Here is a 14,040-nt window from a genome sequence, read left to right on the forward strand (position 1 = left end):
CCATCATTCGCGCGAAGATGCCCTTGTCGCTCCACCGTTTCCATCGATTGTACAGCGTCTTGTGCGGTCCATAGGCGGCAGGGGCATCCCGCCACCGCAAACCATTGCGATTGATGAAGATAATCCCGCTCAACACACGCCTGTCATCGACGCGCGGCTTGCCGTGGGGCTTCGGGAAGAAGGGCTCCAGACGCGCCATTTGCGCATCCGTAAGCCAGAAGAGATCAGACATGTTCACCGCTCGTTTTTGAACCGTGAATCACGCCGCAAAACGGAAATCAATGGGTCCTGACCCTAGAACTCTTGGGATGGACGACTAATACCTACTGTGATCCTATGCTGTCGCAGTTCATGGGCATTCAATGCGATCAGCTTCGTATATTGTAGGTATTTTGGTAGCCATTGCCGCCAGCATTGGCCTTTATTTGGTTTCTTACCAGTACTTCGTTTCGGAGGAGCTTTCGAAAGCTCAGGGCCGGCTCTCTCTCTACCAAAGCTCGGTAAACAGCGAACTCGAACGATTTTCCCACCTCACCTATGTACTGTCACAGGATTCCTTTGTAATTGGAACAGCCGAAGGAGACGGCACCGGAGCTTTAAACCGACGCTTTGAGGATTTTGCGGAGCGGGCGGAGCTGGATGCTATCTACCTGATGGACGAAGACGGGATCACGATTTCCGCATCGAACTACCGCGACACAGGGAGCTTTGTTGGCCAGAACTACGCTTTCCGCCCATATTTCCAAAGTGCCATTTCTGGTAAACAGGGCCGCTTCTATGCCATCGGGGCGACGACTGGTCTGCCAGGATACTTCATCGCCAACGCAGTGCTTGACGACCAGGGAGATTCAACTGGTGTCATAGCGATTAAGATCGATTTCTCTAATCTTCAGGATAGTTGGAAAAACTCGGGCGAACAGGTTCTTTTGGCCAATGAAGACGGTGTCATTCTGCTTTCTTCGAACTCGGATTGGCAATATCGCGCGTTGACGCCATTGTCAGAACCACAGCGAGAGCGAATTCGAAACGCCCGGCAGTTTCCGGGGCAAGCCTTAGATGCGTTGGATTGGGTTGAGTTGCCGGGAGATCAGGCCAGAATTGCGGGGACGAAGCGCTTGCATCTTGCAGCAACGGATTTGCCTCATGGCTGGTCGCTTCACTATTTTGCAAGTGACGATCAAGCCGTAGCACGCAGTTGGCTTGTAACTGCAGTTTTTGTCCTCTTGGCGGGGCTCACATTTATCTACTTCCAGATACAACGTGCGAGACGCGTCAGCGCTGCTTTGGCGCGGTCCGAAGAGGAAGAAGCAATGCTGCGCGAAGCAAATGAAAGGCTTGCCATCGAAATCGACGACCGCAAGACAGCCGAGCGGAGCCTCAGACGCACCCAGGGCGAGTTGGAGCGCGCAAGCCGACTGGCCGCTCTTGGGCAACTATCCGCGTCGGTCACGCATGAGCTGGGCCAGCCCATCGCGGCGATGCGCAATCATCTGGTGGCTGCAGAGATTTCATCTTCCGGGGAAACCAAGCTGCCACAAAAAATCGGCAGCCTGGTTGACAGGATGGAAGGGATCACACGCCAATTACGGTTTTTTGCACGGTCGGAGAGTGAGGCGTTCGACGACGTAGACTTACGCACTTCGGTTAATGCCGCGTTGGCTCTGGTTGCTCCAAACATCGAACAGGGCAAGGTGAAAATCTCAATTGATGCGTCGACTGGTCCGGCGTTTATCCGGGGCAGTGCCCTGCGGATCGAACAGGTCATCACAAATCTTTTGCGCAATGCCATAGATGCTACGGATGAAGCGGATGCGCCTGAAATCCATATCGCTGTCATGGCTTCTGATGATGAGGTCGTGTTGGAAATTCAGGACAACGGTCACGGGTTGGGCGAGGCAACGCTGGCAGAGTTGCAAGAGCCATTTGTAACCACAAGAGAGAGCGGGAGAGGCATGGGCTTGGGACTGGCCATTTCCACCAGCATTGTCAAAGATCACGATGGCACAATGACGGCCCGAAATCGAAATGGCGGCGGAACAATTTTCCGTGTCACCTTCCCGATAGCCTCAAATACTGAAGAAACGGACGAATGAACCTGCAGCAACCCTTCAAAGTTCTGGTCGTTGATGATGACAAATCGATGCGACAATCTCTTGTCGAGTTGCTTGAAGCCGCCGACTGGTCTGTCAACGCCTTGCCACGCGCGACCCAGGTGACGGAGCATCTGGCCAACGCCTCGCCCGATGTCATTTTATCCGATGTGCGTATGCCCGGCATGTCGGGACTTGAATTGCTGGCCAGCCTGGACAGGCATGTGGCGCCTCCGGTGGTATTGATTTCGGCACATGGTGATATCCCGATGGCGGTTCAGGCCATACAGGACGGGGCATATGGGTTCATCGAAAAGCCATATGAACCACGGCGATTGCTTACGGTGCTGAGGCACGCGGCCGAACAATACCGAATGCGAAGAAGTAATGCCCGCCTCAAAGACCGTCTGTTCAAACTGTCAGGCCTTGACCGCATCCTGCTGGGCCAAACGGACGCCATTACAGACTTGCGACAAGAAGTACTTGATCTTGCTGATACGTCGGTTGCGGTTTTGTTGCAGGGAGATACGGGCACCGGGAAAGAGCTGGTTGCTCATGCTTTACATGATTTGGGCCGCTCGCCGGAGGCACCGTTTCTGGCGCTGAATTGCGCCGCATTGTCGGCCGATACATTTGAAGCGGAAATGTTCGGCGTCGCGGGTGAATCCGACGGAAGGCTTGGGGCGGCATCGGGTGGGACCTTGTTTCTGGATGAAATCTGCTCGTGCCCACCAGCGGCGCAGGCCAAGCTGTTAAGGGTTATCGAAGATCAACAAGTGCTGCCGGTGGGGGCGGTGTCGCCGGTGCCGGTAAGCTTCAGGGTCGTGTCAGCAACCAACGAAGACGTTGTACTGGCGGCCGAGGAAGGCCGCCTGCGTCAGGACCTTTTGTTTCGATTGAATACTGTCGTCCTGTCCTTACCCCCGCTTAGACAAAGACGGGATGATCTGGTTCTGTTGGCAACGCATTTCTTAAACGAATACGCGCAGGTTTATGAGATAGACGTGCCAGAACTTGATCAGGACGATTTGGCGGCTCTGCTTGCACATGACTGGCCCGGCAATGTGCGTGAATTGCGCCATGTCTGCGAACGGCGCATTCTGGCGGCCCGACGCGGAGGCGGTTCGGTGGCGCAGGCTATCCAAAGCGATCAGCACTTCGACGAAGTGCCGGATACCCTGCGCGATGCCGTTGCCGCATTTGAACGCGAGCTCATAGGCAAAGCCATCAAGGCGCATAAAGGCCGCATGGATGCCGCCGCCGAAGCGCTTGGGATTGGCCGCCGGACGCTCAACGAAAAGATCGTCAAACTTGGTCTCGATAAAGAGGCTCTGTTGTAGGCGAAAACAGCTCTGCGGAAATCCGCAGGGCGCCTGGGAAAAGGCGCGCATTTTCCTTCATAGTCAGGACGCCGCGCATTCTGAATACTCCGCCCAAACGAATTGCATGATCTGGGAGGAGCCACTATGCGCAAACACCTTAACCGGGCGGCCATTGCCGCCTTGTCGCTGACCGTTGCATCCGAAGCACTGGCTGTCGAATGGAACGTATCCCTGTGGGGCAAGCGTCGTGCTTTCACAGAGCATGTCGAAAAGCTGGCTGAACTGGTGAACGAAAAGACCAACGGTGAGTTTACCCTGAACATCAGTTATGGTGGCCTGTCGAAGAACAAAGAAAACCTCGATGGGATTTCGATTGGCGCGTTTGAAATGGCCCAGTTCTGCGCTGGCTATCACCGCGACAAGAACCCCTCGATCACTGTCTTGGAACTGCCGTTTCTGGGCGTGACATCCCTTGAACAGGAAGTCGACTTGTCGATGGCTGTTTATCAACACCCGGCAGTCGTCGAGGATTTGGCACGCTGGGACGCGACTCTGCTGATGCCGTCGCCGCTACCGCAGTACAACCTTGTCGGGGTAGGTGACGCGCCGAAATCTCTGGCCGATTTTGAAGGTCTGAGTGTGCGCGCCACCGGCGGTATCGGTAAAGCGATGGAGACGGTCGGCGCAGTTCCGACTTCGATGTCCGCATCCGAAGTACGTCAGGCAATGGATAGCGGCATCGTCAAAGCCGTCAGCTTTGCACCACACGCCCATATGTCCTTTGGCACTATTGAGAACGCTACATGGTGGACGACGAACCTGAACCCCGGAACCGTCAACTGCCCGGTCGTCGTGAATACTCTGGCACTGGAAGATCTGTCCGATGAACATCGTAAAGCTCTGCTGGGGTCGATAGACGAAGCGCTGGATCACTACGTTTCCCAATACCAGACCAAAACGATGGAAGCTTGGGGCCCCGAGCTGGATCAACGCGGCATCGAACGGGTCACGTTCAGCGATGAAGAAATCGCGGCATTCAAAGAGGCCGCCGCCGCACCCGCAGCAGAAGCCTGGATTGCGGAAAACACCGAACGCGGTCTTCCGGCGCAAGAGCTCTATGACCTCGTGACCGGCAAGATCGCCAACGGTAGCTAATCCACTCACCACCCGACGTCGGCCAAGCAGGCGTCGGGTGCCTTTTCCTCTGATAGCGGAGCACAACGATGGCCGGGTCATCCCTGGTGCTGTCCGACGACAGCCGTCTCAGCATTCTCGATCAACATCTCTACAAACTGGAGAGCTTTCTGGCCTTGCTCAGCGGTCTTGCGGTTTTCTCTCTGATGGTAATGGCCGTTGTCTCCGTCGGTGGTCGGAATATCGCCAATGCGCCGCTTCCCGGGTATGTCGACTGGATTGAACAGGCCATGCCGTTGATTGCCTTCATGGGGATATCTTATGCGCAGCGCGATGGCGGCCACATCCGAATGGACATGTTCGTTGGTGCACTTAAAGGCCGGACGCTCTATATCGTCGAATTCGTAACAACCGCCGTCATTCTGGCGCTGATCGTCTTGCTGATCTGGGGAAGCTGGGCGCACTTCGCGCGCAGTTTCGACTATGGTGCCCCACTGTGGAGCCGCGACAGTTCCATTGACATCAGCATCCCGCTGTGGCCCGCCAAGCTGTTGGCCCCCGTCGCCTTCAGTGTGCTTTGCATAAGGCTCTTTCTGCAGCTCTGTGCCTACGGTCGTGCGATTCGCCATCCTGACCAGCCGCCTATCGCCGTCCCGTTGATTCCCGATGCCGCCACCCAGGCTGCAATGGAAGCCGAGCATGTCTCGGGCCACGACAACTGAGGTAAATTCTGATGGAACCCATTGAAATTGGTCTGATCGTCTCGGGCGGAATGCTTGTTCTTGTGGTGCTGGGTATGCGCGTGGCATTTGCTGCCGCAACGGCCGGAATGGTTGGCCTGATCTGGATCTTCTGGGCCAAGTTTGGGTACGACCCAGCGCGGTTCGGCAAGGCTGTGACTGTAGCCGTCAAAACAGCGGGGCAGGTGCCGCATTCCAAGATTTCGAGCCAGGCGCTGAGCCTTATCCCGACCTTCATCCTGATTGGCTACCTCGCCTACTACGCGGGCCTGACCAAAGCACTGTTCGAGGCCGCCAAGCGATGGCTGGCATGGGTTCCTGGCGGGCTGGCGGTGTCGACCGTCTTTGCCACCGCCGGGTTCGCTGCGGTTTCCGGAGCCTCGGTTGCCACATCCGCCGTTTTCGCCCGCATCGCCATCCCCGAGATGCTGAAGATCGGCTACGACAAGCGCTTTGCTGCAGGTGTCGTCGCTGCAGGCGGCACATTGGCGTCGCTCATCCCTCCTTCGGCCATTTTGGTCATATACGCGATTATCGTGGAACAGGACGTGGGCAAACTGCTGTTAGCCGGTTTCATTCCGGGCATGTTCTCAGCTTTGATCTATGGCTTGCTGATCATTGGCATGGCTGTTGTGATCAAAGACTTTGGTCCCGCAGTCTCAGGCTTTACATGGAAAGAGCGTTTCATGTCTCTTCCGCCCGCACTGCCTATCTTGTTTGTCGTCGTTACCATCATCTTCTTTGTCTACAACCCATTCGGAGGCGATGCTTGGGGCACGCCAACCGAGGGTGGCGCAATCGGTGCCTTCGTTGTCTTTCTGATGGCGCTATATCAGGGCATGCGTTGGTCCGAACTTAAAGACGCGTTGCTGGAGACGGCCAAGCTAAGCGTCATGATCTTTACCATCATCTGGGGCGTGCTGGTCTATGTTCGTTTTCTGGGTTTTGCCGAACTACCCAGCGCGTTCTCCGACTGGATCACCTCGCTTGAGATGTCACCAATGCTCATTCTGATCTGTATCCTGCTGGCTTATGCTGTACTGGGCATGTTCATGGATGCGATAGGTATGCTGCTGCTGACGTTGCCCGTAGTTTACCCAGCCGTCATGGCGTTGAACGGTGGTGAAGCGGTAAGTGCGGCCGATAGTACCTTTGGAATGTCCGGCCCGATGTGTGCCATCTGGTTTGGCATTCTGGTAGTCAAAATGGCCGAGTTTTGCCTGATCACCCCACCTATCGGGCTGAATTGCTTTGTAGTGGCTGGCGTGCGTGATGACCTAAGCGTTCAGGATGTTTTTAAAGGTGTAACGCCTTTCTTTCTGGCGGATGCAGCGACGATCGCAATGCTCGTTGCGTTCCCTGCTATCGTTCTGTGGCTTCCTGGACAGGTTTGAATTACATGGGATGATTTTTGAGCGCGGTTTGCCGGTACGGCTTAGACAAAGATGCAAGATGCGTGCCATTCATGCATAAGCAACGGCGACCAAACGCATAGATAGCTGGCGTCATTATCTGTTCAGTCGTGTAAAGGCGTGTCGACTGATTTGGGCCGTCCACATGATCAGTTATTGGGTGGGGCAGGGGATCTTTCTGCAACGGCACCGGAGCCTGTTGTGAGCCCAAAGCAGAATCTTGAGAGATAGTGGAAAGAGCACTCCGCCGTCACCACGGCGAAGTGCTGAATAGTGTGTGTCTAGCTGCCCTTCGTCGAGCGTGCGAAATCCTGTAGAACGGTAACTCACGGTCTGCGGGGCGGAGCCGACTTTTGCTCACGCCGCTTTTGCTGACGCAGAAACCCCTCGCAGGCGCGACACGCCATTTGTTGCATCGCAGAGGATTCTTCGTTTGCGGTCATTCATCGGCGCAAAATTCAGCCAATTCCAAACCGCCTTTTCGCTGCAGCTGGGTCCGGCAATCGAGGAGCGGACAAATTGGACTTTCCCATTGAAAATTTGAATGTCCGCTCTGCACGGCTGAGATAATCGGCCAGTTCAAAGTTTCATAGCCATCTCATGCCAAGTCATTCCTCCATGGTCAGAAGTCGATGGCTGTAAATAGCTGTATCCAAAATTCTCGTAGAGTGGGACGTGATGCTCTTTGCACATGAGATGGATTGTGGATTTACCCATCCTTTTCATGCGCCCCACGAATTCGACCATCAATGCCCGTGATAGACCCTTGCCCTGATGCGCGGGATCAACAACAACAGACATTATTACGACATTTGGGGCGTCGGGGTCATGGCCAACAAGCTCTTTGAACTCTTCATCAGACATTTCGACTTCATGAGCACATCCGCAATTTACAAAGCCAACTATCTCGCCTTCCATCAAAAGAACTAGGAAGCCATTGGGATAGACCTCAATCCTTTTAGAAATCTTTTCGAGCGTTGCTGCTTCGTCGCCTTCGTAGGCATCAATCTCTATTTCAAAGCAGCGAGTTGCGTCGGCAGGTTTGGCGTTTCGAAATTCTCTCATGTGCCTACACTATTCGGGATGGATAGAGTTGCAACGCCGCCGTTCGTACTCATCGCAGCATTGGTTACTGAGGGCTCACTCCCTGGTTTCGCCGCCTGAAGCGCGAACTATGGCTCCTGATTTCCCAACGTCCGCGCATTGAACAATAAGACACAAGATCAAAGACTTGACCCGATCCTCCTGTGGCCGGTTTCGATCAGCCGATCACAATGGCATTGCCGCGCGAGCATCGGGCCGCGCTGAGCCCAATCTGTCTTATGCTGCAGAACAGTCGAATGTCCGCTATTCTCTCAGGCGATCATCACGGTACGCGCTATCGCAATGACCTTAAGCCAGCGTGGAATAAACCTCGGCAATTCGTTGAAAGGTCCAAAAGCAGGCGATAGCCGCACATCCACCGGCTAAGCCCACTCGTAAGGACATCCACAAGCTGGAGTTCACGCGCCGACACATTATCAAGGCAGGCCAGAGCGCAAGAATAATGGCGACCTGGCCAAGCTCGACGCCAAGATTGAAGGCAAGTAGGCTTTGCCAGATGTTTGGAGATGTGACCTGCAAGATCTTGTGCAACACAAAGCTAAACCCAAGCCCGTGCAAGAGGCCAATCAGCGTTGTCAGAAGCACCATCGTGACTTCAGAGCGCGCATTGTCCTTAAAACCCACAAACGCTGCGACGGCTGCAAATATGATAGAAAGCGCGATTCCAGTTTCGACGGCAGGAACAAACCACGCGCCCGACGGCACAAACCCGAAAAACCCCAGCGACAGCGTTACGCTATGCCCCACGGTAAAACCGGTTGCACGCAGTAATAGCGCCCTGAGTGTTTGCGCCCCAATGACCAAACACACAACAAACAGAACATGATCCTAACCTTCGAGGATATGTCGTGTGCCTTCCCAGACAAAACTCAGGAATCCTCCGTACCCTTCTTGCTGAACCTCCACAGGGTCGGTCATCAGACCCCGAGACTGGAAAATCTGCGGTGTGTCAGACGCGTAATCGAGAATGAGGTTCGCCGTTTGGTCCTGATCCGGCAAACCGGGGTCCAGCACGTTGGCAATGCTGTACGATTGGACCGGGCCGTCAGTGTCATAATGCAGGACGAGATCGACAATCGTGTCACCAACAAAAAGCGGTGGCGTTAAGGCCGTTTCGGTGTCTACTGCCTGTTGAGCCTCGGCTAAAGTTGCAAATCCGGGCTCAATTCCAACGCGATGCAAGCGAACGGCCTCAACTGTTCCTCTTAAGCGGTGGTCGTCGATCAACAGGTGCAACCCACCTTCGGCGATTTGCCCCAGCCCGTTGGGATCGCTCATTACAGCTTGCAAGTCGACAAAATGGACCAACTGACTGTTACTCATGGCATTGGTCGTGAATGGTGCAGCATCTGGCAGAGCGTCATCGTCCTGTTCGCCGACCTTGTCCGCAACCAGATAGGGCATGGGTGTACGCATAAAGACGCGCAGATTATCCACGGAATGCTCGACATGCGTTACGCGGACATTGAGATTCAGCAAAAAATGCGCCGAGGCTGACAGCGTCAGTGACAAAATCAAGCTGACAAAAAAATACCGAAAGCAAAAACCTTTGGTCTTAAACACTTATGCAATTGGATCGCGAGCCTCGATTACAGTTAGTCCATCCAACTCCCATTGCCCGGCTTCTGGTATAACTTCAACCAGCGCCCTGAACGTAACGGCGCGTATGTGGGCGTGCCCCCAATGGCCGCCTTCGACTTTCACGGTCAATCTGACCAGAGTGCTAAATCCACCCGGTTTGAGGGTCGGATCAATGCGTTCTAATTTCAGGTCGCTAACATCGGTAACTGTAGCAAGACTGCCTCCTAGCGTTCGGTCGCGAGGCCACGTTCTGAGCAGCCTCATCTGACTGGTCCAAGTTGATTGTTAGTGCATCATTGGCCTGTGATCCATTGAGATGATGGTTTCGGGAGCTGGCGGGCGGTAGCCCAGTGCACTGTGGGGTCGACCTGCTGACTGAACGCGCCGGACCTCGCACTCAATGGCTGGTTGAGGTTTGGGGGATGATTGGTGTGATCCTGGTCGCTGCGGCTGTTCTCTACAGCGCGGTGATTATGGTGCAGTTCTCATACGATTTCGGGATCTATTCAGACGGGTATCTGAGCGTTCAAATGTGGATTCCGCAAGGCTTCCTACTCATCGGCATGATGATACTAATCCTTGCGGCTCTGGCTCGCATCTTTACGCTTCTGACGGTGCGCCGACCATGAGGACGTTTCTTATTTTGGCCGGTCTGATTGTCCTCTTGCTCACGGGTATGCCAATCTTTGCCGGGCTCGGGCTTACATCGCTAATCAAAATGATGCTGACGGAGGGCAACGTGAACAGCGCGGCTGATACGGTGTTTGCCAAACTGAACAACGGACTTCTTACGGCTATACCGATGTTTGCTTTCTTGGCTCACGTGATGATCCGTGCCGGCGTGGTTAAGGACCTTTACGAAGCAGCAAATGCAATGGTCGGCCATTTGCGTGGTGGACTTGGGGTCGCCACGATCCTCTCCTGCACCATATTCGCAGCCATTTCCGGTTCGTCTGTAGCCACAGCACTTAGCTATTGGCTCGACGGCTATCTCGCAGATGAAGCGCTTCAACTACAGCCCCAGCAATTCCTACGGTGTGATTGCAGCGGGCGGTACGCTCGGGATTCTGATTCCTCCCTCTGGGCCTCTTATTCTCTATGCCATTGTAACCGAGGCCTCGATCGGAGCTCTTTTCCTAGCCGGGTTGGTGCCGAGTATCATGATGGCCGTCATATTCGCGGTTTGGGCGATGGTCAGCGCTGGGTTTGGGGGCACGGCTGTCTCTCAACCATTTGCAGGTATGGGCGTTATTTGGTCACGTATGAGGCAGTCGATCTGGGCCTTATTGATGCCACCGGTGGTTTTGGGCGGAATCTACCTCGGAGTATTTACGGCTACTGAAGCAGCTTCTATTGGCTGCCTTTACGCGCTGTTCATCAGTGTAGTTGTTTACCGCAATTTCGGTCTGAACGACCCTTGGGTGACTGCGTTTGAAACAGTGCGCACAACGGCGATGCTGTTCATGATCCTGGCTGCTGCGGCGCTGTTTGGTCACGCCGTAACCATTATTCGCCTGCCCATAAAGATCGTCGAACAAGTGACGGCAATGGGCCTCAGCCCCGCCATGTTTGTCGTAGCTGTTATGCTGCTCATTCTGGTGCTGGGCATGTTTTTGGAGACCATCTCGATCATCCTGATCACGACGCCAATCGTTTTTCCTGTCATGCTGGCATTGGGGGTCGATCCAATTAGGTACGGCATCCTGCTAATGATCAACCTCGAACTTGCGCTGATCACACCTCCCGTGGGGATGAATCTCTTCGTCATCAAGGGCATTGCTAAAGCCCCTTTGTACGAGGTCATTCGCGGCGCCTTGCCATATGCAGCGCTAATGCTGCTGGGCCTGATCCTCGTCTTTGCATTCCCACCTTTGTCCACGTGGCTTCCCGAGGCGGCGGGGTTCGGCGGCTAAGCAACGCGTTCATGAAACTCCTTGAGTATTACCCTTTTCATCCTTAACGCCATGTCTCAGTAGGATTGGACCCCATGGCTAGGGCTCATTTGAGACACTAACCGTATACTTTCTGGGTCAGAAATGCCCGACGTTTAGGTTAGAATTGAATGACGTGATCCTCCGACTCATTGAGGTTTTGGCTGTCAATTGAGTCAAAGGTCAGTGGCGTTCCACATTTCTTGGTCTGGTCGTCATTTTGTGGATCAGTGTCGGAAAAAGTGAACTCTCTCCCCGTATTTCCCAAGTAGCATAACTTTGACAGCGAACGTTGTCAGTCACAGAAGCTGTCAAACGGGCCCGACCCGGAGCTGTTTTTAACCGGTGTCGTTACCGAAGGGAGTTGACCATGGCGAAACTACTTGATCCGTTTCAGCTCAAGCACCTGACGCTGCGCAACCGTATCGTCAGCACCTCTCACGCGCCCAATTACGTCGAAGATGGTCATCCGCGAGACCGTTACAGGCTGTATCACGAAGAAAAGGCCAAGGGTGGCGTCGCCCTGACAATGATCGGAGGATCGACGAATATCGCTGCCGACAGCCCCTCGGTATTCGGCCAGCTTTATGCCGGCGACGACAGTATCGTTCCCTGGTTTCGGAAGCTCACGGATGGCGTGCATCTGCATGGGGCCGCTATCATGTGTCAAATCACTCATATGGGACGCCGTACTGCTTGGGATGATGGGCATTGGTTGCCGGTTATTGCCCCGTCCGGCGTTCGCGAACGCGCGCACCGCGCCTTTCCCAAAGCAATGGAACAAGAGGACATTGAACGAGTGATCGGCGATTATGCCGCTGCGGCGCGACGTTGTCAGCAGGGCGGGTTCGATGGGATCGAGCTTCTGTCCCACTCGCATTTGCTGGGCCAGTTTCTGTCTCCGCTCACCAACCAACGCGACGATGCCTTTGGTGGCACGTTGAAGAACCGCATGCGCCTGACCCTGCAGGTATTGGATGCGGTGCGCGCCGAGGTCGGTCCGAAGTTCATACTGTCCATGCGCATCACCGGCGATGAGTTGATTGAGGGCGGGCTGAGCGCCGAGGACTGCATTGCCGCCGCCCGGATGCTGGAAGATAGTGGCCATGTCGACCTGCTCAACATCCTGGTCGGGGCACCCTACGATGATCTTGGCCTTGCTGAATGGGTGCGTCCTATGGGGCTGCCAGCCGCTCCGCATATTACTGTGGCCGGACGCATCCGCGAAGCCGTCAACCTGCCGATCCTACATGCAGGCGGCATCGCAGACATTGCAACGGCTCGCCACGCGGTTACAGGCGGCCATGTCGATCTGGTCGGCATGACGCGCGCCCAAATGGCTGATCCTTATTTGGTGGCAAAACTGGCGCGTGGGGAAGAGAATCGTATCCGTACCTGTGTCGGCCTCGGGTATTGCGTGGACCGGGTCAATCAGGGCAAGCCCGCCGTGTGCGGACACAATGCCGCCACCGGGCGGGAGCAAACTTTACCCCATGTCATTCCTGCCAGCCGCACCCGAAGGAAGGTGGTTGTCGTCGGCGGTGGACCTGGCGGTCTGGAGGCAGCGCGGGTCAGTGCCTTGCGCGGTCACGATGTGGTTTTGTTCGAGGCGTCAGATCGGCTGGGGGGGCAGCTTGTTTTGGCAGCCAAGGGCGGGACACGCAGGCAGATATGGGGTGTCGCCGATTGGTTGATTTCCGAGGTTAACACCCTTGGTGTTGATCTCCGCATGAATACCTTTGTCGAGGCCAGTGACGTGTTTAGAGAAGCCCCGGATTTAGTCATAGTTGCTACCGGAGGATGGCCCGAGCCAGTATCCATTCCAGGCGGCGATCTGGCGCTCTCCAGTTGGGAGGTTCTGTCCGGAGAAGCGCGTGTCTCGGGCGAAGTTCTATTGTTCGACGAGATTGGAGACCATCCCGCGGCAGTCACGGCCGACATGTTGGCAGGCGCTGGCCACAGCGTCGAACTTGTGACCCCCGACCGGGCGATTCTGCATGACCTTGGCCCAACGACCTCTGCCGTTGCTTTGCGCGATCTGGCAGCCAACGGGGTGACCTTTACCTGCCTCCACGAACTCCGTGCTCTAAGCCAAGAGGGAAACCGGGTGTGCGCCAGCCTGCGCAATGTCTTGACCGGTGATATCACCAAGCGTCTTGTCGACCACGTGGTTGTCGAACATGGTCTAGTCCCGACGGACGCGCTCTATCACGATCTAAAGCCAGGTTCGCGAAACCTTGGGCAGGTCGATCACAAGGCGCTGATCAATGGTTCATTCCCGTTCAGGGAAGACGAGCCGGATGGCCAGTTCTATCTGGCCCGAATTGGTGACGCGATCGCAGGCCGCAATATGCACGCCGCTATTCTCGACGCTATGCGTATTTGCTGTTCAGCCTGAGCTGCGCTTCGAGCATTTTTCATCAGTTGCGGCGAAGGCAAAGCTGTACCTCGGCCCGCATCGAAAAACCTTCAGGAAAGCAGAAGTTCGCAGCACTCGCACAGAGACCTAGTTTGCAGACGAAAAGCAGATCTTAAGTTCGAAATACGATGCTTGCTCTACGCTGGAGGAAGCGGCCGCCTCAGCAATGGGCTGCCTAAACAATGCGGCATCAAAATACGCTCCCGATACTCAAACTTGGTGCTGTAAACAGGCTTGGCGGTTCAAAACCCACCGGTGCAGAAAACCAATGCTCGTTGAATTTTCTTGCAGAACCAACAGTACAGTG

General features: G+C 55.1%; 12 protein-coding genes and 1 pseudogene. 9 read left to right on the forward strand and 4 right to left on the reverse strand.

Going from position 1 to position 14,040, the window contains the following annotated elements; all coding sequences use genetic code 11:
• A partial coding sequence (locus AC2FFB_RS13315) for a transposase (RefSeq protein WP_496729103.1) occupies window positions 1-232 on the reverse strand: 232 nt, incomplete at its 3' end.
• A 130-nt stretch (window positions 233-362) separates the two neighbouring features.
• Between AC2FFB_RS13315 and AC2FFB_RS13320 the strand changes: the two genes are divergently transcribed.
• The 5 genes from AC2FFB_RS13320 to AC2FFB_RS13340 all read left to right on the forward strand — a co-directional run bounded on the left by AC2FFB_RS13320 (window position 363) and on the right by AC2FFB_RS13340 (window position 6,680).
• A complete protein-coding gene (locus AC2FFB_RS13320) occupies window positions 363-2,093 on the forward strand; it encodes a sensor histidine kinase (RefSeq protein ID WP_496875026.1) in 1,731 nt (576 codons plus the stop codon).
• Window positions 2,090-3,430 carry a sigma-54-dependent transcriptional regulator gene (locus tag AC2FFB_RS13325; protein WP_142637615.1) on the forward strand — a complete coding sequence of 447 codons (1,341 nt, stop codon included), beginning with the start codon at window positions 2,090-2,092 and terminating at the stop codon, window positions 3,428-3,430. The genes AC2FFB_RS13320 and AC2FFB_RS13325 overlap by 4 nt, the downstream gene beginning before the upstream one ends.
• A gap of 126 nt (window positions 3,431-3,556) precedes the next feature.
• The gene (gene dctP / locus AC2FFB_RS13330) at window positions 3,557-4,567 is read left to right on the forward strand and encodes a TRAP transporter substrate-binding protein DctP (RefSeq protein WP_496875027.1); all 1,011 of its coding nucleotides are present in this window, start codon (window positions 3,557-3,559) and stop codon (window positions 4,565-4,567) included.
• Between the two features lie 68 nt (window positions 4,568-4,635).
• Window positions 4,636-5,268, forward strand: coding sequence for a TRAP transporter small permease subunit (locus AC2FFB_RS13335; protein WP_496694056.1), 633 nt, complete (start codon window positions 4,636-4,638; stop codon window positions 5,266-5,268).
• Between the two features lie 11 nt (window positions 5,269-5,279).
• Complete coding sequence (locus tag AC2FFB_RS13340; protein ID WP_142637621.1) at window positions 5,280-6,680, forward strand: TRAP transporter large permease; 1,401 nt, start codon at window positions 5,280-5,282, stop codon at window positions 6,678-6,680.
• Window positions 6,681-7,277: 597 nt separating this feature from the next.
• Here the strand turns inward: AC2FFB_RS13340 and AC2FFB_RS13345 are convergent.
• From AC2FFB_RS13345 to AC2FFB_RS13355, 3 genes are all read right to left on the reverse strand, one after another.
• Window positions 7,278-7,763 (reverse strand): GNAT family N-acetyltransferase, encoded by a 486-nt coding sequence (locus tag AC2FFB_RS13345; RefSeq protein WP_496694055.1) that lies wholly within the window; start codon window positions 7,761-7,763, stop codon window positions 7,278-7,280.
• A 327-nt stretch (window positions 7,764-8,090) separates the two neighbouring features.
• On the reverse strand, window positions 8,091-8,621 hold the full coding sequence (locus AC2FFB_RS13350; RefSeq protein WP_496875067.1) for a HupE/UreJ family protein: 531 nt from the start codon (window positions 8,619-8,621) through the stop codon (window positions 8,091-8,093).
• Between the two features lie 9 nt (window positions 8,622-8,630).
• A complete protein-coding gene (locus AC2FFB_RS13355; protein WP_271949858.1) occupies window positions 8,631-9,320 on the reverse strand; it encodes a hypothetical protein in 690 nt (229 codons plus the stop codon).
• A gap of 413 nt (window positions 9,321-9,733) precedes the next feature.
• On the opposite strand from AC2FFB_RS13355, the gene AC2FFB_RS13360 reads away from it, so the two are divergent.
• The 4 genes and pseudogenes from AC2FFB_RS13360 (at window position 9,734) to AC2FFB_RS13375 (ending at window position 13,712) form a co-directional block, all read left to right on the forward strand.
• A complete protein-coding gene (locus AC2FFB_RS13360; RefSeq protein ID WP_281995473.1) occupies window positions 9,734-10,012 on the forward strand; it encodes a TRAP transporter small permease subunit in 279 nt (92 codons plus the stop codon).
• A 47-nt stretch (window positions 10,013-10,059) separates the two neighbouring features.
• Window positions 10,060-10,290, forward strand: a pseudogene (locus AC2FFB_RS13365) (TRAP transporter large permease subunit); the annotation flags it as partial.
• Between the two features lie 91 nt (window positions 10,291-10,381).
• Window positions 10,382-11,296: a TRAP transporter large permease gene (locus AC2FFB_RS13370; RefSeq protein ID WP_496875028.1), complete on the forward strand. Its 915-nt coding sequence runs from the start codon at window positions 10,382-10,384 to the stop codon at window positions 11,294-11,296.
• Window positions 11,297-11,684: 388 nt separating this feature from the next.
• A complete protein-coding gene (locus tag AC2FFB_RS13375) occupies window positions 11,685-13,712 on the forward strand; it encodes an oxidoreductase (protein WP_496875029.1) in 2,028 nt (675 codons plus the stop codon).
• Window positions 13,713-14,040 lie beyond the last annotated feature (328 nt).

This window comes from Ruegeria sp. YTSA219, from assembly GCF_059609985.1.